The organism is Streptomyces sp. NPDC051041 (genome assembly GCF_044456065.1).
Classification (GTDB): domain Bacteria; phylum Actinomycetota; class Actinomycetes; order Streptomycetales; family Streptomycetaceae; genus Streptomyces; species Streptomyces glaucus.
The window spans coordinates 69,433-93,781 of the sequence record NZ_JBITFM010000016.1 but is presented as its reverse complement, the minus strand read 5'-3'; the positions used below and the strand labels follow the sequence as shown (position 1 = coordinate 93,781).

Genomic DNA, 24,349 nt, shown 5'->3' with positions numbered 1-24,349 from the left:
CATCCTGAAGGCCACCGCCCCGGGCGGCACACCGCCCCGCATGATGGCGTGGCCGTGGCCGCCGGGCGGGAGCAGGAGTGGACCACCCTCTCCGATCACCTGAACAACCCGGTCCCGGTCACCCGGACACCCACCCGCAGGGGGTCCGATGAGCGGCCGGCATGCACGCCCACACACCTCGGCCACGCGATGCTCAGCCTGGCCGCCCTGGGCCGGGCTCCGCCCGTGCTGCTGCTCACACCGCGGCTCCGGAAGCATCGGCGCCGGTGTCCATACCGGACACCAGCCCACCCACTGACGACGACAACGCCGGCATCCGGCACATCACACAGGGGAGCGCCATGAGGGGTAGCGGCACACACCGGGCGCACGACACCAAGCTGCCGCCGCTCGCCCTCGAAGTCCGGACACAGGTCCGGGAAACCTACCTGCGTGCACTGGACCGGCCGCCGCGGGAGCCGGGGAGCCTGCTGCCCACCCTTGGGGAGCGCACCGCCCTGCTGCTCCCGTACTCGGCCGAGGCCGCCGCCTCCCTGCGGCGAAGAGTAAAGGGCGGCGCTGCTGGTGCTGCTGCGCACCGAGCAGGTGACGGCCCCCACCTGGCCGAGGATGCTCGCTGGGGAACGCTCGGCGGTCCTCGGCGGCTGCTCCCGATCGCTGCTGACCACGGTGGAACTGGCCGACACGCGCCGGCAGGAGGCACCAGGCTCCCTGCGGGTGTGATCGAGGGTCCACACCCGCAGGGCCATGGCCCCGGCCGCTTCACTCACCCCGTGGTGGACGGCCGAGGAAGCACTCCAGACACCGGCAGGGCCGGGGATGCTTCCTCTGGCTTCGTTCACTGGCCGCGGCAGCAGTTGTGCACTGTCTCGGGAGGCAGCCGAATCGGACCTGGGGCCATGTTCATGAAAACGGGAGGCACCCGGTGGTCCGGTCTCCTTGTGGTCCTCGGGCTCCGCCCTATCCCCGGTCACGGCCCTTGCGTCAACCGTTGGATCGTCCTCCAACGCGGGGCGTCGTCACGGGGAACATCGGGAGACGCGAAGTGGAAAGGCACGCCAAGGTGGCCAGCCAGTGCCTGGCCAGCCTCGGTAACGGCAGCACCAGGAGCAGGGCCGCCAGGCCGGCGGTAGACGGTCGCCAGGTGGGCTTCCCCCTGTGGGGCGTCCGGGACAGCGACCAGGAGCACGAACCAGTCGTGCACTGTGTCGCCGTCCCAGAGCGCCTCCACCGCCGCCACACGGCCCGGGAGAGTCTCGGCGCGAGCTGCGAGCGAGGAGAGGTCCAGGGGATCAGGCGGCGTGGGCTGCACGCGGTCGCCCAGAGCCTCGTATTGCGCGTGGACCACCCGCTCAGCTTCGTACAGGCCCATCCCAGGAGGCGCAACGCCTCCCAAACGGACCTCACCGCCGACGGCCGGCGGTCGTGCAGCACGTATGCATCGACCTCTCGGCAGGTCCGTTCCTCCAAGTAGGTCCACCAGCCGCTCACCGAGCCGCCGACCGGGACTTCAAGGCGCGCGTCATAGGTTCGAACATACGTCAGGAACCCGGTGTCCGCCCCGGCCGTCCCACTGGTGGTATTGCCGAATCTCGTGAAGATCTCGCCCCGATTTCGGGGGCTTTCCGCCTCCCGATCGGTGTCGAAGTGCTGTCCCGATCGCGTGGACGAAGCCAACCTGCGGAGTACTGCGGTTTGCGGTGGGGCCGGTGCGTTTGTTGGCCACCGATGTGGGTGTGCTCCCAGTGGAGCTCCTCATGGGGCGCCTGGGCGTTCGGACGGTGGCCTCCGCGACAGGCCCGCCGTGCTGCGCCCCTGCCCGACTTCTCCAGTGACTGCGCTGCCCCAACCGGGCCGTGCCGGGCAGTGGGGGACTTCCAGGGTGCTGAACGTCTGTTGCCGTTCTCCTGCACAGGACCACAAGGATCACAGGGGTGATACCGCGGTCCGGATTATCACGCCGTGATAAGTACTGACGCTGCTCCGTCCTCCAGCGAGCCGTGAGCAAGGCGGAGTCGCCTCCGCATACGTCAAGGACCGGTCGGTGAGGTCGTCCGGCATGGCCCGACTCCTCCTGTAGCAGGCATTACGGGACCGGCCGTCCGGCTCGGAGGCACCGGCATGAGGCCGGCGTCGAACCCTCCGGTGGTGCCGGCACGACTTAGGCGGTACGCTGTCTCCCGAAACCTAGACACATTGTGGCCCCCGCCGAGGCGGGGGCCACAATGGTTTCGGCGGTCATGTCACGGACGGGATGGCCTCCGCCGCGACCGGCCGCGGGCCGTCGAAAGACTCAGTACTTCCGCGGTCTCCGCATCGGCACCCGTGGTCGACTTCGATCGGCCGGGCGAACTCCTGCGGCCCAGACGCTTTTCCTTCTTCTCTCGCTCGGCCTGGGCAACGGCGGCGTCGTAACGCTCCTGGTAGTCGTCGACGTCGAGACGATCCGCAGGATCAAGCGTCCCGATGGCCTCCAGGTGCTCGGTAACGCTGCGTGCACCGCTGATCATCGGGTTGAGAAAGTAGATGCCCTTGGCCTGACGGAACACGAGCTTGGCGAGGATCAGGGCCTGCAGGCCCCGCCCCACCATGGAGCGGTGTACGTCCAAGGCTTCGGCCAACTCTTCCTCGGTGACCAGGCAACGTCCTCCCGGCTCCTGGGTTCCCAGCAACCGGAAGAGCACTCGGTAGGCGATGCCGGGCATCGCGGGCATGTACGCGAAGCCGTTGAAAGTGCCGTACGTCAGCTCCGGTGGCTCCGGGGTCGCAGACGCTGCTGTCCTCATCCTCACGCCTCCGGCTTTTTGATCGTGCGCTTACGCTTGCGCGTCCTTGACGACGGTTCGGGCAGTTTCGCACCCGGAAGAGCCATGTCCCTGAACTCCTCCGGAACACCTGGATCGTGCACGAGCTCGTTGAGAAGGCTCAGTTGCTCCACCTGAACCTTGACGCTTTTGACCGCCGACCCGCGAACGGGCTTCTGGACCATCCGGTAGCCCCCGCGGAGAGTCACCGCGGGCTGGAGCTGGATCGACCCTTTCTTCGGCGAGTAGGCCAGCCCCAGTCTCTTCAACTTGGTCTGGGCCCGTGACACCTGCGCAGGATCCATGTCCAGTTCAGCAGCGATCTCGGTCTGCTTGAGCTCGACCGCCCCTCCGACTTCCTGGCTTCCCATCATGTAGAGCAGTACGCACAGGGTGACGTTGTCGTCCCTGAAGTACTTGGCAGCCCAGCGAAGGAACTCCAAGCTGTCCTGGGCGAAGTACTTGCCGATGAAGTCACCGGCGGTGACCGGAGGCTTGACCTCTGCCGTGTGACCGACCGGCAGCTCGACGAGGTTCTTCTTCGGACCGAGGGCTCCGGTGTACGGGCTGCTGGGGCTCGGCGCGCGAGGCGGTGACGAACCAGGGACCCGGCGAGGGTCCCTGTAAGGCTGTGCGGGCATGGCGCTACGTGCTCCTCAAGATCGAAACCTAGACGCGGAGCACACTAGTGATTGCGCACATAGATAGCAACAACGCGACCTATCTGCGCGTTGCGCGTGTCGAACATGACCTCGGAGTCATGTTGGCAAGGGCTCCGGCACCAGTCGCGGGATTGCGCACATAGATCGCAATGAACATGGGCTACCTTGACCTCACACGCAACTTCCGCGACCTCAAAATGACTTGAGAGTCATCTTCTTCAGCCTCACCAAGGCATCTGACCTGCAAAAACGTGATCCGCCCTATTCTCTATAAGCGCGGGTCCGTCGTCGGATCCGACCACGGGTTGATGTCGAAAGCTCCCTGTCTCAAGTCCTCGGCAAGGCTGGTCGAGGCCGGTGGTACCAGGGGCCTTCGCCGGCCCCTGGACCCCGCTGCCCCCGGTGCTCCTCGACGCGCACCCGTATCGTCGTGGCGCACACCGTTCGCGTCGAGGAGCACCGGGGTTGTGGTTTCTGTGGACGGGCAGCCTTCTGCAACTGTTGTGCGAGCTAGCCCCGGTTCCCGACCGCCCGTCGGTGAGGTTGGCGGACCTTCCTATCTTCCGTCCGTAGTGAAGGCAGGCAAAAGGATGGCTGGAGCGTCGTCTGGAGTCGGTAGAACCAGGCTGCGGAGTCAGGGAAGCACCGAAAAGCGATGCAGAACGCTATGCAGGCATGTGTCTCCGCACGAGAACAAAGTAGGACGGATGCCTGTGAAGCTGCCCGGACCAAAGTCCGAGCAAGCGATCGAGATCTTTGCCAAGCTCTACGACGCGGGGTCTCCCAGGGCCGTCAAGAACATCACCGACGACCAGGACCTGTTGCTGGAGTTCTTCGACTCCGTGGCCGAGCCTTGGATCCAACCGCGAAGCACCAATCCCACCCAGTCGACCTTCGCTACCGTGGGGCTCCGCATCAAGATCACCCTGGGGGCCGGATCTCACGCCGCTGCACTCGCGATGGTGTTCAAGCACATCGAGTCAGCCCAGACAGACTGGTGGGCTTTCAACAGCGCCTACCTTGTCCCGCTCGTCCGCCCCAGCGCCCGTTTCGAGCGTGACCAGCTCGTCGAGCGGCCCGAGGCGATGGCCACGTGAACCGGCCGAGGCATGGGGCACTGCACCATGCCGGAACTGGGTACCCGACCTCGATGGAGCCCTTGCCTCGCTGGGCTGGCTGCCGAGGACGCTGGGCTACACAGCCCCCTAGGGCCTGCGCGGAGTCGCGATCAACGTGGGATAGAACGTTTGTGCGGCAAGACGCGAACTGGGCGATGATGATTGGGTGTTGGTGGAGCCGTTGCTGCCGATAGGTGGGTACGGGCCGTATCCGCACGGGCTGCGGGATCAGTTCGAGGGTGTGGTCTGGCGGTTCCGTACCGGAAGCCAGTGGCGGGAGGTGCCGGAGGAGTTCGGGTCCTGGTCGACGGTCTACGACCGGTTCCGTCAGTGGCGCGATGCCGGGGTGTTCCAGGCCCTGATGGAGGTGCTGATCGCCGAGGCCGCGCGGCGCGGGCAGGTGGACCTGTCGCTGGTCAGCGTGGATTCCACGACCGCCCGTGCACATCACGACGCGGCGGGCGCACGGGTGAGTGAAGACGTCCTGATCGCCCTAAAGGAGGCCATCGAGCAGTCAAAGGGGGCCGCAGGAAGGGGCAAAAGGATCAAGAAGGTACGGAAGATGCTGACGCGGCCGATCCTGCCCGTGCCGAGCGGCGCCGGGTTCGCCGTCGGCGCCGCGCGCGGCTGAGGGCCGCTGCCCTGGGGCGCTCGCGGGACGGGCTGACCAGCAAGGTGCACCTGGCTGCCGAACGACGCTGCCGTCCGCTGTCCTTCGTGCTCACCTCCGGGCAGGCCGCCGACAGCCCGCAGTTCATCCCTGTCCTGCAGGGCATCAAGGTCCGCGGTCCGGTAGGCCGGCCGCGCACCCGGCCCGACGCGGTCGCCGGCGACAAGGCATACTCCTCGCGCCGCAACCGCACCCACCTGCGCACACGCCAGATCAAGGCGGTCATCCCGGAGAAGGCCGACCAGGCCGCCAACCGGAAGAAGAGGGGGCGCCGCGGTGGGCGGCCTGTCAGCCACGACGCCGAGCTCTACCGTGACCGCAACATCATCGAGCGCCTGATCAACAAGCTGAAGGCGTGGCGCGGCATCGCCTCCCGCTACGACAAGGCCCCCGAGAGCTACCTCGCAGCACTCCACCTCCGCGGCGCGATCATCTGGCTCCGCAGCCTCCGCCCGCCACACGAGACTGAACTCCCTGGGCTGGCCGATGAGTGGTTGGTTCGCCCCGTACAGCGCCGGCCACCAGCAAGCCGCCATCCGGGCAGGAAGCTGTCAGGGCGTGCGGAACTGGGGCGGGAAACCGGTCCAGCGCAGGTCGTCCGGGAGGTGACTCACGTCGTTGTAGACGAGGACGGTTGCGGGCCGGGCAGGCGCGTAACGGATCACCGTGAGCGCAGCGTTTGCGTGGTTGAGTCCCATCCAGCGCCAAGTCGGCGCTTCGAAAGCAGCGCGCACCAGCCAGGCGATGAGAAACGCGTGGGTGACGACAAGGTCGTGGCGGGGGGCATTCCCGCCGTCGGCCGGCCCGGTGAACTCCATGACCGCCTGGCGGACCAGCTCCGCTCCGCGCGCACGGTCCACGGCAGACAGCGAAGCAAGACGAGGCAGCATGGCGTCGGCAACATCTGCGGGAACCTCGTCACGCTCCGGCACGTACGGGACGTAGTCCCCGGCCGCCTCGCACTCACGCAGCGGCACATCGCCCAGACGCTCCCCGACCAGCCGGGCCGTCTGCACCGCGCGAGGCAACGGACCGTGGTGAACGGCCGTCAGCGGCACGCCGCGCAGACGCTTGCCCAATAGCTCAGCCTGACGGCGCCCTGCCGCAGTGAGACTGCCTTCGTCGGGCGTGGCCTCGCCATGGCGGGCCAGGTAAAGGTATCGATCTTGCATATCGGGGTCGACGCCCCCCGGTGGCCGCTGGTTCTCCCGCCCCGCCCAGGGAGCCCAGAGTCGGCCGCCACCGATCAGCCGTGTGAACAACGCTGCAGGCCAATACACCTAGAGCGGAGACACCGGCCGAAGCAGGCTGCTCGGGCCGACCTACGTCGTTCTCGAGCAGTCCCCGGCCCTCACCGCCGACCCGCACGACCGCCGCCGACCCGGACTCAACCACCTGGCCTTCCACGTCGAGGACGCCGCCACAGTCGAGAAGCTGGTCATCGAGTCGGCCCAGCACGGCTGGAGCCTGATGTTCCCCGAGCCCCACCCGCACGCCGGCGGTGACCAGCACTACGCGGCCTACAGGACCCTGAACGGCCGAGGCTCCGGCCGCATAGCGCGGAACCCGATCCACGTCACCGCTGTCCCCGCCGATAGCGACCTGCGGGGCGGCTGACCACCGTCCTCGTAGTGCTGGAGGTCGACGACAGCGCGGTGACCCTGTTGGCCGCCGAGAATGCCTACAAGTTCGCTTCGGCTACCGGGAAGGTGCTGCGGTCCTTGGTCGAAGGCTAGACCGAGGCCCTGGCCACCTTCGCCGGGTACAACCCACTGCGGGACGCGCTCAACTACGGCACACAGGAAACTTGTTACGTTCAGTGACTGGAGAGAAGACGGAGATGTCGACGGTTGCGTACACGCCGCCGGGGCCGTTGTGGAGTCAAGGCCGGGTAGCGAGAAACCGATGACTGCTGGTAACGCGCAGCGTCCCACACTCTGGCTTCCCGGCCGCGCAGCAATTCTGCTGGTTCACTGATGGCTGTAGCGTGGTTCATCGAGTCCCAGAGTCGAAACGAGGGGCATATGTGCAGTTTGCCGGGATCGGTAAAAGTTGCCGAAACCGTGCTTGGCCTGGGATAAACTCGCAGGTCAGAGAGTCTGCTCCCCGCACCCGCGGGGATGGTCCCGCCCACCGCGACGCGTTCGCCGCCTGGCAGCGCTGCTCCCCGCACCCGCGGGGATGGTCCCTCACCGGCTACGCCCGGAACACGGTCCGGGCCCTGCTCCCCGCACCCGCGGGGATGGTCCCGGCCGGTATGGGGTTGTGGAGCCGCGGTCAGGCTGCTCCCCGCACCCGCGGGGATGGTCCCTCAGGGCGGACGCAGAAGCAGCGATCAAGCCGCTGCTCCCCGCACCCGCGGGGATGGTCCCCCGTCGGCGACGACGTCGGCGCACGCCTCGGCCTGCTCCCCGCACCCGCGGGGATGGTCCCTGGGCCGCAGTTGCTTAGCGTTGTTTTTTCGGCTGCTCCCCGCACCCGCGGGGATGGTCCCGCCGCCCTGACCGTGACCTGCCCGGCCGTGGACTGCTCCCCGCACCCGCGGGGATGGTCCCGCGTTCGGACGGATCCTCGCCACGTTCGTGAACTGCTCCCCGCACCCGCGGGGATGGTCCCTGGGAGCACCGCGCCCGCACGGCCATCTCCCGCTGCTCCCCGCACCCGCGGGGATGGTCCCGACGGACTCCTCCCCGCACGCCCCCACCGCCGCTGCTCCCCGCACCCGCGGGGATGGTCCCTGCACCGGCGCGGCGATGATCAGACCGACAAGCTGCTCCCCGCACCCGCGGGGATGGTCCCTGCACCGGCGCGGCGATGATCAGACCGACAAGCTGCTCCCCGCACCCGCGGGGATGGTCCCCCATCAGGAACTGCAAAGGAGCAGCTCATGACCTGCTCCCCGCACCCGCGGGGATGGTCCCACGAGGTGAATCTCGGAGATCTCGCCGAGGCCCTGCTCCCCGCACCCGCGGGGATGGTCCCGAACCCTGAGCCCTGGCGGAACCGGCGGACCGCTGCTCCCCGCACCCGCGGGGATGGTCCCCTGGGAGAGCCGGACCCTCAGCCACGACGAGACTGCTCCCCGCACCCGCGGGGATGGTCCCCTGATCGATCCAGGTTCGACGCTGATCTCACTCTGCTCCCCGCACCCGCGGGGATGGTCCCTCCCCGAACCGGACGAGGACGGCGAGGACGACCTGCTCCCCGCACCCGCGGGGATGGTCCCACTGATTTCGGCGGATGCCTTGACCTGTGCCACTGCTCCCCGCACCCGCGGGGATGGTCCCGGCGGCGGCTGGGTGGCTCCGCTCGGTACATCCTGCTCCCCGCCCCGCGGGGATGGTCCCCGTGGACAGGTCGAGCCCTGGGGCGGGTCTCCCTGCTCCCCGCACCCGCGGGGATGGTCCCTGGTCGGGCCACAGCTGCGCCTTGAGCTCCCGCTGCTCCCCGCACCCGCGGGGATGGTCCCCCGGTGGGCTGCCACGGCTCCGGGCTGCCGAACTGCTCCCCGCACCCGCGGGGATGGTCCCTGATCGGCCCGGGCCAGGTTGTAGCCGTGGGACTGCTCCCCGCACCCGCGGGGATGGTCCCCACGGTGCAGGCTTTCGGGGCCCGCCACACGGCTGCTCCCCGCACCCGCGGGGATGGTCCCGCGCGACGCCGTAGATCCCGTGGCCGTGGCCGCTGCTCCCCGCACCCGCGGGGATGGTCCCGACGACACCCCGCATGCGGCCCTGACCGTTACCTGCTCCCCGCACCCGCGGGGATGGTCCCCACACCTTGGACGCGCGGTAATGGAGCGCGGTCTGCTCCCCGCACCCGCGGGGATGGTCCCTTGCCGCCGTTGCCGGAGCCGCCGTCGGTCAGCTGCTCCCCGCACTCGCGGGGAGCCAACGGACAGGAGGTCAGACAGAGGCGGAAACGAGAAGTAAGCGCCGGATCGGCAATGGCCTGACGGATCTTGCACATCGCCGGAGCATCCTTGCGTTGGCAGGGGGAGCTGGCCGCCGTAGGAATGCTCCCTCCAGACGTCGTGCGCTGGCGATCTTTGGCCGCACCCGGCCGACGCATCTGCTCCCTGGCCGCCTTGCTTGGCGAAATCTGCACGATCGGCTTCGCGAACCTTCTCGCTCTGCTAAGACTGATCCTTCACGGTCGTGATCGTTTCCTCTCCCGTTCTGGTGTTGCCGGGAGAGGCATGACCGGGTCTTCGGGGGAGGGGAGCGATGGCTCAGGGAGCAGGGAATCGAGCTGTTCACCTGGTGACGTTCGAGGCGTGGAACATCAACCGTTTCCTGTTTGTCACGAACAAGCGGCGCGAGATCGCCGGGGCCTCTGAGCTGGTCACCTATGTGGATCACCGGTGGGTCGGTGAGGCGCTGACTCGCCTGTACCCGGACCACGACGACACCTGGCGCATCGAACAGCGGCCGGTCGAGCTCCTGGAGACCGGTGCCGGGTCGGCCAAGGTGCTGGTGCAGGGCCGGGCCGAGGCGCGCAGGCTGGTGACCGAGGTGACGCTCGCCGCGTTGCGCGAGGCCCCCGGCCTCGAGGTGTGCGGCGTCGTCACCGGGCCGTTCGACTGGTCGGCGCCCGGTGCGCTGCACACGGCGCTGCAGGAGGCGCAGGTCCGGCTGGACTCCGTCCGCACGTCGTTACCCGGGCCGGATGCCCGCTTCCTGCGGTTGCCCGTGGTGGAGGACTGCGCCACGACCGGGCTGCCTGCGGAGGGGCTGGTTCCGCAGCCCTTGGACGAGGACGACAGCGTTCGGCGCTGGGAGGCGCGGTCGGCCGAGAGCCAGGCCAAGTGGCGTGCCTTCGGCAAGGAGGACGAGGGAGCCGGGCTCGGTCGGCTCGCCCAGCTGGCGAACATGACGCCCCGGGACCTGAAGCGGGTGGTGCGGTACCTGTCGGAGGGGCCGGAGTGGATGGGCGTCGTCTACGCGGACGGCAACGGCTTGGGCGCGGTGTTCGGCCGTTTCGAGGAGTGTGTGGACGGCCGGTCGAACCGCGCTTACGCCGACACGCTTCGCGGTTTCTCGTCCGCTCTGCAGCGGTGTGCCGCGCGGGCCTTCCGGGAGACGGTCGTCCAGCTCGCGGAGCAGGGGGCCCGGCTGCCGGATCACGGCCCGGCACCGGTGATGCCGTTGATCCTGGGCGGGGACGACCTCGTCGCCCTGTGCGCGGGGGAGTGGGCGCTGACCTTCACCCAGGTCTACCTGCGCCGGTTCGAGCGGCTGACCGCGGAAGCTCCCGAGATCGTCCGCGCGCTGGGGCGACGGGGCATGGGGCCGGGGCTGGCCATGTCGGCGGGGGTGGCGATCGTCAAGGCGAACTACCCGTTCGACACCGCTCAGCGGCTGGCCTACCAGTTGCTGCGCGAGGCGAAGAAGGCCAAGTCGGCCCTGGCCGGTGCCCCGTGTTCCTCGCTGTCGTTCCACGTGCTGTACGACAGCACCGGCGCGGACCTGGCACGGATCCGCGGGCAGCAGACCTCGGGGAATGTGTCCCTGGTGGCGCAGCCCTATGTGGTGAGCGACGTGCCGCAGGAGCGTACGGCCTGGGTCCGGGGCCGGCACTGGGAGGATCTGGAACGCCGCGTCGCCGCGCTCGCGGCACGGGACGAGGACGGCGAGCGTTTGCTTCCCACCTCCCACATGCACGACTTGCGGTCCACGCTGTTCTCCGGCCGGCAGGCGGCGGACGCCCGCTTCACGAACCTGCGGGGGCGTTTCGGCGGGAGGGGCCTGGACGCTCTGGCCGGTGAGGGGGGAAGTCTCTACTGGCAGGAGCCCGTGGCCGGCGGGGGCGGCCCCGGGCGGTTGCTGACGGGGTTGCTGGACGCGATGGACGCCGAGGGTTTTCTTCCCGTGCGGTCACCGGGAGCCGAGGCTCTCCTGGAGGAGCGATGACGGAACGGCTCGTACTGCCCCTCACCCTGACCCTGCTCAGCGACTGGCACATCGGTTCCGGGGCGGGCAGCCACGGTCTGGTGGACATGAGCGTTCAGCGGGACGAGGACAAGCTTCCCTACGTGCCGGCGACCACGCTGTCCGGAATCTGGCGCGACGCGTGCGAGAGCGTCGTCTTCGCCCTGGACGGCGGTCGCCGCGGCCCCTGGCACGCGTGGCTCGAGTTCCTGTTCGGCAGCCAGCCCACCCAGGAGAGCCGGGGGGACGTCCCGACGGAGCGCACCGGCCCACCCCGGCCGGCCGCTCTTGTGGTCGACTCGCTCCGGTTTCCCGCCCCCTTGCGGCGGCTGCTGCGGGACAAGCCACGGCTGGTGGAGGCCGCGGTGTTCCTCAAGCCGGGTGTGAAGGTCGACGCGGTCAGCGGACGGGCCGAGGACCGGTCGTTCCGTTTCGAGGAGATGGCCCGGGGCGGGACGGTGCTCACCGGCCAGGCGGAGCTGTCCGACCGGGTCCTCCTCGACGGGGAGCAGAAAGCCTGCGCCGGTGCGCTCCTGGACGCGGCGGCACGGCTGGTGGAGAGCGTGGGGCGCCGGCGCAGACGGGGTGCGGGCCGCTGCCGGCTGGACGTCGGCGCCCTTCCGGCGGACTGGCGGTGGCTCGAGGAGCACAGGACGCCACCGCCCGTGCCGCCGGCAGCCGGCCCGGCTGCCGCCCCGGGCGCTCTGCCCGCTCCGCGTTCCGGCCGAGGCGATGCCCCGTGGGAGGTCGCCGAGCTGCGGCTGGTGCTGCGGCGCCCCCTCATCGCGCCGGAGCGGAAGATCGGCAACGAGGTGCGCAGCCGGACGTACGTGCCGGGCTTCGTGATGCTGCCCGCCGTGCTGCGCTCCCTGTCCTCCCCGGACGCCGCCGTGGCGGCCCGGGCCGGTGACCTCGTCATCACCAACGCCATGGTCGAGGTGGACGGACGGCAAGGGGAGCCGGCCCCGCTCGCCCTGGTCCGGCAGAAGGGCGGACCCGGGGAGGAGCAGTTCAACCTGCTGGCCGAGTCACCTGCCGACGGCGTGCACACCGAAGACTTCGACGGCCTCTACACGGGCCCCTACCGGCCGGGAGAGCCGGTCACCGTCGCCTCCTGCAGGATCGTCGAGAACACCCACAACACCATCGGGGACCTGGAACAGCGTCCCGTGCGGGCCGTGGGCGGCCTGTTCACCTACCAGGCCATCGCGGCCGGGACGGTGCTGCGCGCCCAGGTGCGAGTCCGTGCCGGAACGCTCGAGCCGGGCTGGCAGAAGCGGCTCACCGGCAGATGGCGCCTCGGCACGGCCCGCAAGGACGGCTACGGCCTCACCGACGTCACCGCCACGGTGCCGCAGGCGCCCGCCCCCCGTCCGCTGCCCGGGGAAGGCCGGACGCTTCGGGTCCGCCTGCTGTCGGACGTCCTGGTCAACGACGAGCGGCTGCGGCCCAGCACCCAGCCGCGGCACCTGGCGGCCGAGCTGGGCCGGGCCCTCGGCGTCGTGCTGAGACCCGCCGACGAGCACAGCGGCGGGCATCCGGTCCGGTTCTCCGAACGGCACCGCACCGACCCCTGGCACAGCAAGTGGGGCCTGCCCCGCAACAGCCTGCTGGGCATGCGGGCCGGGAGCTGCCTGACCTTCGACGTCGTCGACGGCGTGGTCACCGCCGAGGCAGTGCACCGGGTGGAGCAGTCCGGCATCGGTCTGCGCCGCGCCGAGGGGTACGGGCAGGTGAGGATCGCCGACCCGCTGCTGCACGCCGCGCTCCACAAACGCAGCGGCAGCACGTCCGACGAGGACCGGGCAGCGAGCAGGAACTTCGCCCCGTCCGCCGGCCCGGACACGGCCGAAGAGGCCGGAGACCTCGACGAGTTCGACAAGACCCTGCTCGTTCTCGAGGAAGCCGCATGGCGCACCGGCATCCAGCGGGCCGCCGAGACCCTCGCGGCGACGGCACCGGGACGCGCCCGGGGCATCGGTCCCGGACACGAGAAGGTGCCGCCCACCCAACTGGGAACTTTGCAAATGCTTGCGGCCCAGGCGAGCGCCCCCTGCGACCGTCGGATCGTCAACTGGCTGGACGGCCTGGACAGGGTCCGGGGAGCAAGCACGGAACGCCACGGCCCGTGGCCGCAGGAGACCGTCGCGAACCTGCGCCGCCTGTTCACCGACGGCAACGAAGTGTGGACCCGCCTGCCGCTCCCCGAAAAGCAGGAAGCCCTCTCCGCTCACCCCGACCGGGCCGCCCGGCTGCGGGAACGCCTGTGGGCGCACGCCGTCCGCACCCTGGTCGACGACTGCCTCACCGCACACCGGAGGGCCGCCGAGACCGAGGAAGGTATCCGATGACCACAGCCCTCGCACGCGCCACGGTCCGGCGCCTGCGCGTCCGCGGCTGGCTGAAGACCCTCAGCCCCCTGCACGTCGGGGGAGCCGGGCACGACCCGAACGGCGCGCTGCCGGTCGCCACCGACGGCCGAGGCCGCCTGTACGTGCCGGGCACCAGCCTGGCCGGCCCCCTGCGGGCCCTGTCGCGCCCCGGCCGGTCCACCTCCGAAACCGACACCCTGTGGGGTTTCTCCGAGCCCGGAACCCGAAACGCCGCCGTCAGCAGGTTCGTCGTCCACGATGCGCTGATCTGCTCCGGAACCGACCTGGACGACGCCGGCGAACCCGCGGCCCCGCTCGACCCGTCCCGCCTGGAGATCCGCTACTCCGTCGGCATCGACCGTCACCGGGGCACCGCCGCGCACGGCTTCCTCCACGCCCGCAGCGTCGTGCCCAAGGGCTCCCACATCCGATTCGAACTCGACCTCAACAGCGGCACCGGCGACACCCTCGACGACGACCGCCGCCAAATCGGGCACCTCCTGGCCCTGCTGACCGGCCGGCGGCTACGCCTCGGCGCGGCGAAAACCCGCGGCCTGGGCCGTCTCGTCCTGCTCCAAGACCTCACCGAGGTGTACGAGCAGGACCTCACCAGCGCCGACGGACTGTTCGCCGCTCTCGAGCGCGGCGGCACGAGGACCGAGCCGCTCACGGTGGGCCGAGCACGCCAGGCGGAGGGTGAGGAAGGCCCGGAACGCCGAAAGCACCGGGCCGATGCATCCTTGGGCCTCCTCGACATCACGATCTCCTGGCGGCCCACGGCCCCCGTCATGGTCCGCTCGGCCACCGACGGATTCACCATCGACGCACTCCCCCTCACCTCCGCCGTCTCCCCAGGCCGGCTCTCCCCGGTCCTGCCCGGTTCCGCGCTCAAAGGCGTGCTCCGCAACCACGCCGAACGCATCGAGCGAACCGTCCGCCGAACCGACGCCCCCACCGTCGATCCCAACGCCCCGGCACCCGATCGCAGCGCCGCGTTCCGCCGGCAGCTCGCCCAGCTCCCCGTGGCCAACGCCCTGTTCGGCACGGCACCCGACGCAGGAAGGACGGCCGGCGACGAAGGCGACCGGTCACAAGGAGCAGGAGCCGTCATCGTCGACGACTGCTACGCGAACGCCGAGATCCCCGCCGACTTGTGGTCCGGCCTCCACCAGCCGGACGACGCGCCGCACTCCACGGGAAGAACCGCGTGGCAGACCCTGCGCGACGAGCACGGCATGGAACGCGCCGACCACGTCGCCATCGACCGCTGGACCGGAGGCGCCGCCGACGGCCGTCTCTACAGCACCCTCGAACCCCACGGTCTGGAGTGGGAGCCCATCAACCTCACCGTGGACCTCGCCCGCCTCGGATTACGCGACTACGACGGCCGCCCGCTCGGCGACGCCGCCAAGGCCCTGCTGATGCTGACCCTGCGGGACCTGCAGGCCGGCCGGATCCGCCTCGGCTTCGCCGTCAACCGCGGCATGGGCGACATCCACGTCACCTCCATCACCCTCAGCCATCCGGAGGACGACCGGACGACCACTTTGGACGACTTCCTGGCCGGTGACCGGGCACGCGCCCTCACCGACGCCTGGCGTTCCTGCACCGCAGAGGGGAGCCCGGCATAACCACCGTCCTGCACAGCCGCGCCGCGGACGGCATCACCCTGCACGACGCGCTCGCGGCCATCGGATTCACCGAAGCCGTCGCCCTGCTCTCCTCCCCCCACGAGCACGCGGTCGTCCAGGTCCGCGCCGACCGCTGCCGCACGGCCCGCGGAGCCGACTACGCCCTCGACGCGGTCTTCGAAGCCCGGGCCTTCGACCAGGACAGGGAACTGCGCTGGCTCTGCCAGGCGGGCCCCATAGGGCGGGCCGTCCTGCTCACCGAGGATCCCGGCAAGCTCCCACCGGCCGACATCTTCACGGAACCCGTCGCCGACCTGGAAGCGACCACCACCTGGCCGGCCCACTACCTGCTGTGGGGCCGCCCCCTGCGGGGAACGGCCACCTGGACCACACTCCACACCCCGCAGATCGGCACCCTCGACGTCCCCTTCCCCTACACCGCCGCCACCGCAGAACGCCCCGGCACGAAGACGACGGAGCACCAGCGGCTGCGGCTCGCAGCCCGCGAGTACGTCTGCGTGGAACCCGTCCACGGCAACGCGTACGTGAGCGAGGAACGCCTGCTCCGCATCGAACCCGCCCCCACCGAACCGGCCGCCGGGAGGAAGTGACCATGGCCGACGCCGAACAGGCCCACCAGGGCACGCTCTCCTGGAACGCCGAGAAGAAGACGTTGAGCGTACTCGTCCCCGACCCGCAGCGACCGGGCCGCACACGCCTGAGGAAGATCAAGCCGCAGTACGACCTCGGACCCGACCTCAAGGACCGCGACCCCGCAGAACTGGACGGCCTCGAGGTCGACTACACCCCCCGCAAGGGAACACCCACGGACGTCCGCCCCCGCGGCACCGCCGCCACCCGCACAACCCTCCCGGAGCAGCAAAAGGGCCCCCGGGCCAGGACCGACGCGTTCCTCAACCCGTACACCTTCATCCCAGCCGGCCGGCGCCCGAGCACGGGGCCCTTCGCGGACGCCCCACCGACCGGACACGACCGCCTGCGCGAAGGGCTGTGGACCGGAACCCTCCGGGTCCGCCTCACCGTCGCCACACCCCTGCTGCTCCTCGACCCCTCACGCGCCGTCCCCTCACGGCACCACCAGGACCACCCCGTCCACCCCGTCCTCTCCCGCGAAGGCCGGCCCCACCTCCCCGCCACCAGCCTCAAAGGCATGCTCCGCTCCGCCTACGAGACCATCACCAACTCCCGCTTCGGCGTCTTCAACGGACACGAGGACCAGCTCGCCCACCGCATGGCGTCCACCGAGAGCCAGTACATGGTCCCGGCCCGCGTCAGCGAGGACGGCCGACGCATCGTCCTCCTGCCCGGCGACACCCCGCCCGGCGGCCAGGCGGAGCGCAACCCGCTCCTGCACGCGGCCTGGCTGCCCCGCTACAGACCCAAGGCCACGCCCGTCACCTACCCCGGCGGAAAGCTTCCGGAGCACGGCGACCCGGTCGTCGCCCGAGTCCGCCGCCGCACCCACCGCAGCGGCCGTTTCTCCTACTGGCGGGTCGAGCACATCGTCAAACAGGACGAGCAGGGCCACCCCGCCACGCCCCTGCCCCCCACCGCCGACCCGGACACCAAGGTCATCCACGGCTGGGTCTGCGTCAACAACGAGAACATCAACAAAAAGCACGACGAACGTGTCTTCTTCGAGGGCGACATCGCAGCCCAGGAGCGGGAACTCGATGCCGCCCTTCGCGCTCAATGGCGCACCACGATCAACAACTATCTGGCGACGCACCGGACGGACGACCTCACCCGGCGCCCGCACGACCCGAACACCCCTGACTGGAGCCGGCACCTCGACAGGAAATTCCTCGACCTGGCCCCCGGCTCCCTGTGCTACGCACAGATGGCCGGCGACCGCATCGTCTCCCTCCAGCCCGTCATGATCGGCCGTTCCCTCTTCGACAAGGCGCCCGCCGAGCTGCTCCCCCGGAACCTGCACCCGGCAGCCACCCTCGCCGAGCTGTCACTGGCCGACCGGGTCTTCGGCTGGGTCGCCCCCTCCGGGCAGGGGGCGCACCGGGGGCAGCTGCGGATCGGCCCCGTACAGCCCGGCGACGACGCGGCATTCGAAGACTTCGGCGAAGACGGCTTCCCCCTGGCCGTCCTCGGGCAGCCCAAGCCCCAGCAGGCCCGCTTCTACGTCGCCGGCGGCGCGGGCGACGGCAGCCCGCTGCCCCAACGCACCAGCAAAAAACAGTGGTACACCGGCAACCAAACCCTCCGCGGCCGCAAGGCCTACTGGCACCACCGCGGGCTGTCCGAGCACCATTGGAAAGACCCCGCCCAGGACCGGACGCAGACCGCGGACGACACCGGCCGCTTCCAGGAATACCGGCGCCCGGACCGGGAGGACGGCAAGCACCTCGACAAGCAGAACCGGTCCGTCCGCGGCTGGGTCCGCCCCGGTTCCACCTTCACCTTCACCATCGACGTCACCAACCTCACCGACGTCGAACTCGGCGCACTCGTCTGGCTCCTGCACCTCCCCGACGCGCACTACCTCCGCCTCGGCCTCGGCAAGCCCCTAGGCTTCGGCAGCGTCCGGCTCGAACTCGATCCCGACGACCCGGGCGACATCCGCACCGGCGAGGAATGGGCCGATTCCTACCGCTCCCTCTCGCCGGACGACGACAGCGCACCGCAGAACACGGCCGACCGCCTGGAACTGGTCCGCAAGGCGTTCATCAAGGAGGCCAAAATACTCGGAAAGGAAGACCGGTCACCTCTCTCGGCCTTCCTCAAAGTCGCCCACGGCATCGAGGACGTCGCCGTCCACTACCCCAGGATCAGGCCCGACGACGCCGGTGACAACGAACCGGTGGCCCCTGACCCGGACGGAGAAAACTTCCGATGGTTCACGGCCAACGAGCAGATCGAGAGCGGGAAACTGCACAAAGAAGCCGGCCGCAGCCTGCCCCCTGTCTGGGACAAGGATCCCGTTCTGCCGTACCACCCGAAGAAGCACAAGGAGCAGTCCGGTCAGCAACGCAGGACCTGGAGCCGACGGTGACCACATCCCCTCCCGAGGGCGGCGACACGCCCATAAAGACACGGCAGAACGAACCCGAGTTCCTCGCCATGCGCAGTGCCGCACGCCGGGCGAACGACCGCGCCGGCCGTATCCGCGCGATCCGCGCCACCGGCACCATCGGCCTCGCCGTCACGGCACCGCTCCTGGTGATCGTATGGCCGGATGCATCCACCGCACTGGCCGTGATGGCGGCCCTGTGGATCGTAATCGGCCGCACCGTGCTCGACACCTGGTACCAGAAGCAGAGCCTACGAGCCGCTCGAGCCCAGGAACTCTACGACACCAGCTTGTTCCGCCTGCCCTGGAACACCGGCCTCACCGGCTCCCGCAAAGCGGCCGTCGAGGACGTGGCCACCCTCAGAGGCGACGCCACCGACGACCGCAACAAAGACTGGTACGAGCACGTCCCCACCGTGCCATGGCCCCTCGACGTCCTCGCCTGCCAGGAACAGAACCTGATCTTCGCACGCCGCAACCACCGCGCCTACGGGAAAGCCCTTCGCGTCGCCGTCGCCGTCGTGATCACGGGCGCGGTGGGCCTCGCCCTGGCCAAGGACCTGTCGGTCAACGCATTCCTGGTCCAACTGTTCGTCCCGCTCGCCCCTGCACTCCTCGACCTCGTCGAACTACCCCGCCAACACGAAACAGCCGCACGCTTCCTGGAAGACACCGAGGCGGACATCGATGAACTGTGGAGCCGCCACACCGAGGGCGAGGCACTCACCGCCGCCGACTGCCGGAGCGTCCAGAACTCCATCTGGAACAGCCGAATCACCGCGCCACGCGTCCCCAGCCTGCTGCACCGTCACGGGTACAACATCAACAGCGCCGCGAACGCAGCACGCATGCAGACCATCCAGGAAAAGTTCGCCCGCAACCCCTGACGACAGCCGGACCCGGTGACCCCCGGTCCCGTCCCGACCGCACCCACGCGCAGCTCCCACCTCACCCCCGCAACACCCGCCGCCATGCGGTCACACCAGGCCCTCACCGTGACGGCCGAGCACCCCACCCCGGCGCCGATGGACCCGGACCTACCGAGCGCAAACATCCGTATCGGCTACACCTGCTGCTCGCCCCTCGGGCAGGAACTCGACTCCAGCTCGACGCACCCGCAGCGCACGGCATCTCGAGAGAGAAGATCTCCAACGAGCAAGTCCAGCCCGACCTGATCACCCTCGCCGGCAGACGCAAGGGACAGAACCCTCGGTGGTCAGCGTCTGCGGCGCACCCACCTGATTGCCCCGGATGCGTAGGGCAGGACCGGATGACGCCGGCGGCCGCGGCATGGTCCTGGTCGACGAGTCGGCGAACCGATGGGGATACGACGTGACGGGCTCCGGACGCCGCCCGCACCACAGGCGCGTCCAAAAGGGACGAGCGGACACGCCGAGGAACGGATGAACGATCCTCGACGCGGAGGAATCCGGCCGGACACCGGATCGGCCGGGGAGGGAGCGAACGTGACGAAGAGCCCCGCGCAACGGGGCCCTTTCCCTGCCTGGTCGCTTCAACCGGAGGCGGTGCCGAGCATCGCGTCGTCGGTCGTGGAGAGGCCTTCCTGCGAGGGGATCGCCCCCGTGGGCGAGCCGCCTTCCGGGGTTGTCCCGGAGGCGCGTCCGTCGCGCTTCCTCGCCGCCGACCGTGATCGCTTCGAACGCACCCGCGGCCGCTTCACCGGCTCCTCCGCGCCCAGCTGAGCGAGTTCTCCCGCCGTCCAGCCCGCGGCTTCCGCCTCCACGTAGGCCTTGCCGTACGACGCATCCAGAGCGGCCAGTTCCTCCAGCAGCGCACTCCGCTTGGCCAGGATCTCCACCAGCGGTGTGATGGCCTGCTCGCGGGTCTCCTGAAGCGCCCTCATCCTTTGCAAGATCTCATCTGCGCTTGGCATGTGGTGATCGTAGCGTCCGCCCCGTCGGCAACTCGTGATCCGCACACTGAAACGGCGCAGTCCGCACGCTCTTTGACTTCGCACCACGCGTCCTGGTCCTCCTTTCTTGCTGCAGTAGCCGGCGGAAGCGAGTTATTGCCTAATGGAACATTAGGCGTCGTCATGGTGCGGATCTTGACGCTACGCTATCCGCCGCATGACGAGGTCCGGGCACGGACCGGGGACGAGCTGACGCGGGGAGTCCGGTGGCTGCCAGGCAGCGCGCACGACGTCGCGAACGGCAAGAAGAAGCACCGCGCAAGCGGCGCGTGAACCTTGCCTTCAACGAGGCGGAGCTGGCGATTCTGCACGAGGCCGCGAGGCGCGAGAACATGGCGCCGGCCGCGTGGGCAGCACGTGCCGCGCTGGCTGTGGCTGCGGAGAAGGTCGTTCCGGTGTCGGCCGACGCCAAGGACGTGCTGCAGGAGCTGATCCAGTCGCGCGGGCAGCTGCGGCGCATCGGCAACAACCTCAACCAGATCGCGCACGTGCTGAACAGTGGCGGTGAGGTGACCGACGCGCAGGTGAAGGCGGTGCTGGAGTACGTCCAGGCGGCGGTGCGCCGGGTGGACGAGGCCACGCTGCAGCTGATGCGTGAGCGGCGGCCGAGGCTGTGATGCCCCTGTGATGCCGAAGAAAGCGAGGGACGGCAACGACACCTCGGGGCTGCTGCACTACCTGTACGGGCCGGGCAAGCGGGACGAGCATGTCGACCCGCACCTGGTGGCCGCATGGGACCCCGACATCGAGGACCCGGCGCGCTCACCGGACATGACGCTCACCGACCTCGCGCTGATCCTGGACGCCCCCGTGCACGCCCTGCCCGGCAGGAAACCGAGCAAGCACGTCTACCACGTGGCGGTGCGCAATCCGCCGGAGGACCGGACGCTGACGGATACGGAGTGGGCACGGGTGGCGCGCGAGCTGATGCACGCCGCCGGCATCGCCCCGCACGGTGACGACCAGGGCTGTCGGTGGGTGGCCGTCCGGCACGCCGACGACCACATCCACATCGTGGCGACCCGGGCCCGGCAAGACGGACGGCAGCCGGACATCAGCTGGGACATCGTGAAGATGCACGAGGTCGCGCGCCGCTTCGAGGTCGAGTTCGGGCTGCGTCGCCTCACTCACGGCGACAAGACCGCGCGGAAGTGGCCGCGCACCGGGGAGGCGGAGAAGGCAGCCCGGCGCGGCCTGCAGGAGACCGCCCGCGAGACGCTGCAGCGCGCCGTGCGCGAGGCGGCCGCGACCGCCACGAGCGACAGCGACTTCTTCGCCCGGCTCGGCGCGGCCGGGCTGCGGGTGCAGCAGCGGATCGCCCCGGACGGCAATGTCACCGGCTACTCGGTGGCGCTGCCGGGCGACCGGGACGGAGGCCAGCGACCGGTGTGGTTCTCCGGCTCGCGGCTGGCTGCGGATCTGTCGCTGCCGCGGGTGCGCGAGCGGTGGCAGAAGGTTCCGGCCATCGGGCGGGTGGCGTCGGCGGAGGCCTGGAAGGTGGCGGAGGTGAAGGTGCGGCAGGCGGCCGCGCAGCTGGGCGCAGGAGGGCTGCACCAGGGCGCGGGGGACGTCGCTGCGCTCGGCGACCTGGTCGTGGTCGCCGCAGTCGTCGCGCCCCGTGCGGTGCGTGATCAGATCCGGGATGCGGCGCGCGAGTACGAGCGGGCCTCCCGGGCTCCGGTGGCGCGCAGTCTGGAAGGGGCGGCGCGCGAGCTGTACCGAGAGTCGGCGCGGGTGTTGTCGACGTCGGTGGCGGCCGCGGGCCGCAGCGACACGGTGGCCGCGCTCGGGTTCCTGTTGGCCTTGGTGATGGCGGTGGAGGCCTCCCGTAGGTGGCATGAGGCGCAGGAGCACCGGGCTCAGGCGCACGCCGCCGGGCGGGCCGGGAGGCTGCTGCGTGAGGCCGTGGAGGTGACGGCGGGTGCGGCCGCGGCCCGTGAGTACCGGCCCCGCCGGAGGAAGCCGGCCGTGGCCCGGGCAAGGGCTGGGCAGCGGCTGGCGGCCGCGGGCGAGCGGCCGATGGCGGGCATCGTGCAGCAGGCCGTGCCCGCTCATGCGCGGGCCGTTCTGGCGGATCCTGCCTGGCCCGCTCTGCGGGCCCGCCTGACGCAGATCGAGCGGGACGGCGAGGACCCGGCGGACGTGCTGGCCGCGGTCGCCGCCCGCCGGGAATTGCACACGGCGGATTCGGTGGCCGAGGTGCTTGTATGGCGTCTGGACGGATGGCGGAAGCAGCGTGGTGTGGCCGCGGCCGCCACCGGCAAGAACCCGTCGGCCGCATCCGCCGACGGCGCCGGAGGAACCGGCCCGGCCCGTGCGGCGGAGGCACCCGCACCGACGCGGCGGCCGCCCGCAGACCAGCAGCACAAGGGTCCGGGACGGACCCGCTGAAACGAGGGGAGCACAGCATGGCGGCACCCGTGCCGGAGGGGGATCCGTTCGCCGCGGCGATGGGCGAGGCGGTGCAGATGGCGATCATGGCGCGGCGTCTGGTCATGGCCGTGGCGGACGCCGTGCGCCGGCAGCAGCAGCGGCGGCAGAAGGGCAGGGAGGAGGAGCTGCCGCCTGCCGAGCAGGCGGTGAGCGAGGCCGCCACGGAGGTGACCAGGCTGGTCCCCGCCGACCTCGCCACGACGCTGATGGGCGGGGCCGACTGGCCGCAGACGGCGCAGCAGCTGGTCGCGCTGCGCCGCGCGGGTGTGGACCTGGGCGAATTACTGCCCCGGGTCGGCGACATCGCGATGATGGTGCGGGACGCGGTCGCCGCGAACACCGCCCGGACGGTCCGCGAGCGCACGGGAGAGTGGGAGCGGATGCTGCGCGAGACACTGCCGGCGGGACCGGTGCGCGAGGCGATCCTGGCCTCTCCCACGTGGCCGGACATCGCGGCGACGATGGCGCGGCTGGACGAGCGCGGGGCCGACGTCCGGCAGGCCCTCGCGGCCGCGCACAACGAGGGCGTCGGCGTCGACCAAGCGGTGGCGCGGGCGCTCGCAGCGGACCCCGCGCCGGCCGCGAGCCGGGACGCGAAGGCGTCGTACGGGCCGCTGACGATCGGCCTGGACCTGCCGAAGGACCTGGACCTGTCCGACCGGGCGCGGGCGCTGCGGCAGCTGGCCATCTCTCCGGCGGAGAACGAGCGCTACAGCCGGTGGGTGCTGGAGGCGATGCCGGGCCGCGAGCGGGAAGCGGGCCTGCTGCTGTCGCACCGCCAGTGGCCGCTGGTGGCCGCGCGGATGGCGCAGATGGAAACCGAGAGCAAACCGGTGCGCGAGCACCTGACCCGCCTCATGGCCGACACCTCATGGGAGCAGGGGTCCGCGTCCAAGACGGGGGCGCGGCTGATGGAGGCCGCCACCGATGCGCTGCGCCGGCCGCTGGGCGAGGCGGCCGCATCGCGGGTGAAGGTGAGCACGACGGCGGCCCGCGCGCAGTCGGCGACGCTGGACCCTACTAAGCGGCAGGCGGCGGGCAAGAGCGCGACGCCTGCGGAGCCCGGGACCGCTGCGCACCGGCAGCAGAGCGGGCCCGTGCCGAGCCGTGGCAGGACTCGGTAGCAGAGCTGATGCAGTGTGCCGCCGACCCGGACCGGGGCGGCGGCACATGTCGTTTCGGAAGCCGTGGGCCCTTCGTCCCGGCCAAGCCGGGTGGACAGCCAGGGACCTGCAAGCCGTGTAGGTTCTCAACCCTCTTGTCCGGCCGAACGCTCGTGAGGTGGGCGTTCGTCGCGGTTTCTCGTCGATCTGTCTGCGCGTTTTTCTCATCAGCGTGTCCGGTTCTCCGGTGAGACGGATGCATGAGGGCGGCTCGGAGAAGCGCCAAGACCGCTCGCAGCCCCACAATTTTGACCTGCGCAGTCGGGTACAAGTGCCGCCCCGACCGGTGAACGAGGCTGCGGCCGGAGTGGACTTGCGCCGGGGCCGCGCTTCAGGTGAGGAGGACGAAGAGGAAGAGGCCCCTGTCGCTCCCCACCGCGAGTTCGCCAGCAGGCCCCCAGGAACACGAGGTCAGCGTTGCCTCGGCTCGTGCTATGGCCACAGTGCGTTGCTCCAGCACGGCCCAGATCCGCACGGTCTTGTCGTAGCTGGCGGTGGCGAGCCAGGTGCCGTCCGGGGCGATCGCCACCGAGTCCACCGCGTCGGTGTGGCCGGTGAGGGTGGCGGTGCAGGTTCCGGTGGCCCGG

Annotated in this window: 16 protein-coding genes, 2 pseudogenes and 1 CRISPR repeat array; of the genes and pseudogenes, 13 read left to right on the top strand and 5 right to left on the bottom strand. The window is 70.3% G+C overall.

The features are described from left to right. Window positions 1-564: 564 nt before the first annotated feature. Window positions 565-723: a hypothetical protein gene (locus ACIBAI_RS22730; RefSeq protein WP_399036864.1), complete on the top strand. Its 159-nt coding sequence runs from the start codon at window positions 565-567 to the stop codon at window positions 721-723. A 1,520-nt stretch (window positions 724-2,243) separates the two neighbouring features. On the opposite strand, the gene ACIBAI_RS22725 is transcribed toward ACIBAI_RS22730, so the two are convergent. Both ACIBAI_RS22725 and ACIBAI_RS22720 read right to left on the bottom strand, forming a co-directional pair. Further along, window positions 2,244-2,705, bottom strand: a complete 462-nt coding sequence (locus ACIBAI_RS22725) for a hypothetical protein (RefSeq protein WP_399036862.1) — start codon at window positions 2,703-2,705, stop codon at window positions 2,244-2,246. An 83-nt stretch (window positions 2,706-2,788) separates the two neighbouring features. Further along, window positions 2,789-3,445 (bottom strand): hypothetical protein, encoded by a 657-nt coding sequence (locus ACIBAI_RS22720; protein WP_399036860.1) that lies wholly within the window; start codon window positions 3,443-3,445, stop codon window positions 2,789-2,791. 728 nt (window positions 3,446-4,173) lie between these two features. On the opposite strand from ACIBAI_RS22720, the gene ACIBAI_RS22715 reads away from it, so the two are divergent. Further along, window positions 4,174-4,563, top strand: coding sequence for a hypothetical protein (locus ACIBAI_RS22715; protein ID WP_399036858.1), 390 nt, complete (start codon window positions 4,174-4,176; stop codon window positions 4,561-4,563). Between the two features lie 169 nt (window positions 4,564-4,732). Continuing rightward, window positions 4,733-5,703: pseudogene (locus tag ACIBAI_RS22710) on the top strand (IS5 family transposase); the annotation flags it as partial. A 102-nt stretch (window positions 5,704-5,805) separates the two neighbouring features. Here ACIBAI_RS22710 and ACIBAI_RS22705 read toward each other — a convergent pair. Further along, window positions 5,806-6,426 carry a histidine phosphatase family protein gene (locus ACIBAI_RS22705; RefSeq protein ID WP_399036856.1) on the bottom strand — a complete coding sequence of 207 codons (621 nt, stop codon included), beginning with the start codon at window positions 6,424-6,426 and terminating at the stop codon, window positions 5,806-5,808. A gap of 118 nt (window positions 6,427-6,544) precedes the next feature. Between ACIBAI_RS22705 and ACIBAI_RS22700 the strand changes: the two are divergent. The 7 genes and pseudogenes from ACIBAI_RS22700 to ACIBAI_RS22670 form a co-directional block, all read left to right on the top strand. After that, a pseudogene (locus ACIBAI_RS22700) lies at window positions 6,545-6,871 on the top strand (VOC family protein); the annotation flags it as partial. Between the two features lie 482 nt (window positions 6,872-7,353). Further along, window positions 7,354-9,150: direct repeats of the CRISPR family, unit length 29 nt; unit sequence CTGCTCCCCGCACCCGCGGGGATGGTCCC. Between the two features lie 330 nt (window positions 9,151-9,480). Continuing rightward, window positions 9,481-11,166: a Cas10/Cmr2 second palm domain-containing protein gene (locus tag ACIBAI_RS22695; protein WP_399036854.1), complete on the top strand. Its 1,686-nt coding sequence runs from the start codon at window positions 9,481-9,483 to the stop codon at window positions 11,164-11,166. Next, entirely contained in the window at window positions 11,163-13,535 is a 2,373-nt protein-coding gene (locus ACIBAI_RS22690; RefSeq protein WP_399036852.1) for an RAMP superfamily CRISPR-associated protein, read from the top strand. The genes ACIBAI_RS22695 and ACIBAI_RS22690 overlap by 4 nt, the downstream gene beginning before the upstream one ends. Continuing rightward, window positions 13,532-15,187 carry an RAMP superfamily CRISPR-associated protein gene (locus tag ACIBAI_RS22685; RefSeq protein WP_399036850.1) on the top strand — a complete coding sequence of 552 codons (1,656 nt, stop codon included), beginning with the start codon at window positions 13,532-13,534 and terminating at the stop codon, window positions 15,185-15,187. Before ACIBAI_RS22690 ends, ACIBAI_RS22685 begins: the two co-directional genes overlap by 4 nt. Continuing rightward, complete coding sequence (gene csx19 / locus ACIBAI_RS22680; protein WP_399036928.1) at window positions 15,151-15,798, top strand: CRISPR-associated protein Csx19; 648 nt, start codon at window positions 15,151-15,153, stop codon at window positions 15,796-15,798. Before ACIBAI_RS22685 ends, csx19 begins: the two co-directional genes overlap by 37 nt. A 2-nt stretch (window positions 15,799-15,800) precedes the next feature. Continuing rightward, on the top strand, window positions 15,801-18,215 hold the full coding sequence (locus tag ACIBAI_RS22675) for a TIGR03986 family CRISPR-associated RAMP protein (protein ID WP_399036848.1): 2,415 nt from the start codon (window positions 15,801-15,803) through the stop codon (window positions 18,213-18,215). Next, the gene (locus tag ACIBAI_RS22670) at window positions 18,212-19,120 is read left to right on the top strand and encodes an S-4TM family putative pore-forming effector (RefSeq protein WP_399036846.1); all 909 of its coding nucleotides are present in this window, start codon (window positions 18,212-18,214) and stop codon (window positions 19,118-19,120) included. Before ACIBAI_RS22675 ends, ACIBAI_RS22670 begins: the two co-directional genes overlap by 4 nt. Window positions 19,121-19,746: 626 nt before the next feature. Here ACIBAI_RS22670 and ACIBAI_RS22665 read toward each other — a convergent pair. Continuing rightward, complete coding sequence (locus ACIBAI_RS22665; RefSeq protein ID WP_399036844.1) at window positions 19,747-20,097, bottom strand: hypothetical protein; 351 nt, start codon at window positions 20,095-20,097, stop codon at window positions 19,747-19,749. Between the two features lie 275 nt (window positions 20,098-20,372). Between ACIBAI_RS22665 and ACIBAI_RS22660 the strand changes: the two genes are divergently transcribed. From ACIBAI_RS22660 to ACIBAI_RS22650, 3 genes are read left to right on the top strand one after another with little or no spacing between them, the layout of a single operon-like run. Continuing rightward, a complete protein-coding gene (locus ACIBAI_RS22660) occupies window positions 20,373-20,783 on the top strand; it encodes a MobC family plasmid mobilization relaxosome protein (RefSeq protein ID WP_399036842.1) in 411 nt (136 codons plus the stop codon). A gap of 10 nt (window positions 20,784-20,793) precedes the next feature. Continuing rightward, window positions 20,794-22,557 carry a relaxase/mobilization nuclease domain-containing protein gene (locus tag ACIBAI_RS22655; protein WP_399036840.1) on the top strand — a complete coding sequence of 588 codons (1,764 nt, stop codon included), beginning with the start codon at window positions 20,794-20,796 and terminating at the stop codon, window positions 22,555-22,557. A 17-nt stretch (window positions 22,558-22,574) separates the two neighbouring features. Further along, window positions 22,575-23,723, top strand: coding sequence for a hypothetical protein (locus ACIBAI_RS22650; RefSeq protein ID WP_399036838.1), 1,149 nt, complete (start codon window positions 22,575-22,577; stop codon window positions 23,721-23,723). 370 nt (window positions 23,724-24,093) lie between these two features. Here the strand turns inward: ACIBAI_RS22650 and ACIBAI_RS22645 are convergent. Continuing rightward, window positions 24,094-24,349 (bottom strand): WD40 repeat domain-containing protein (locus ACIBAI_RS22645; RefSeq protein ID WP_399036836.1); only part of this gene is annotated, 256 nt, incomplete at its 5' end.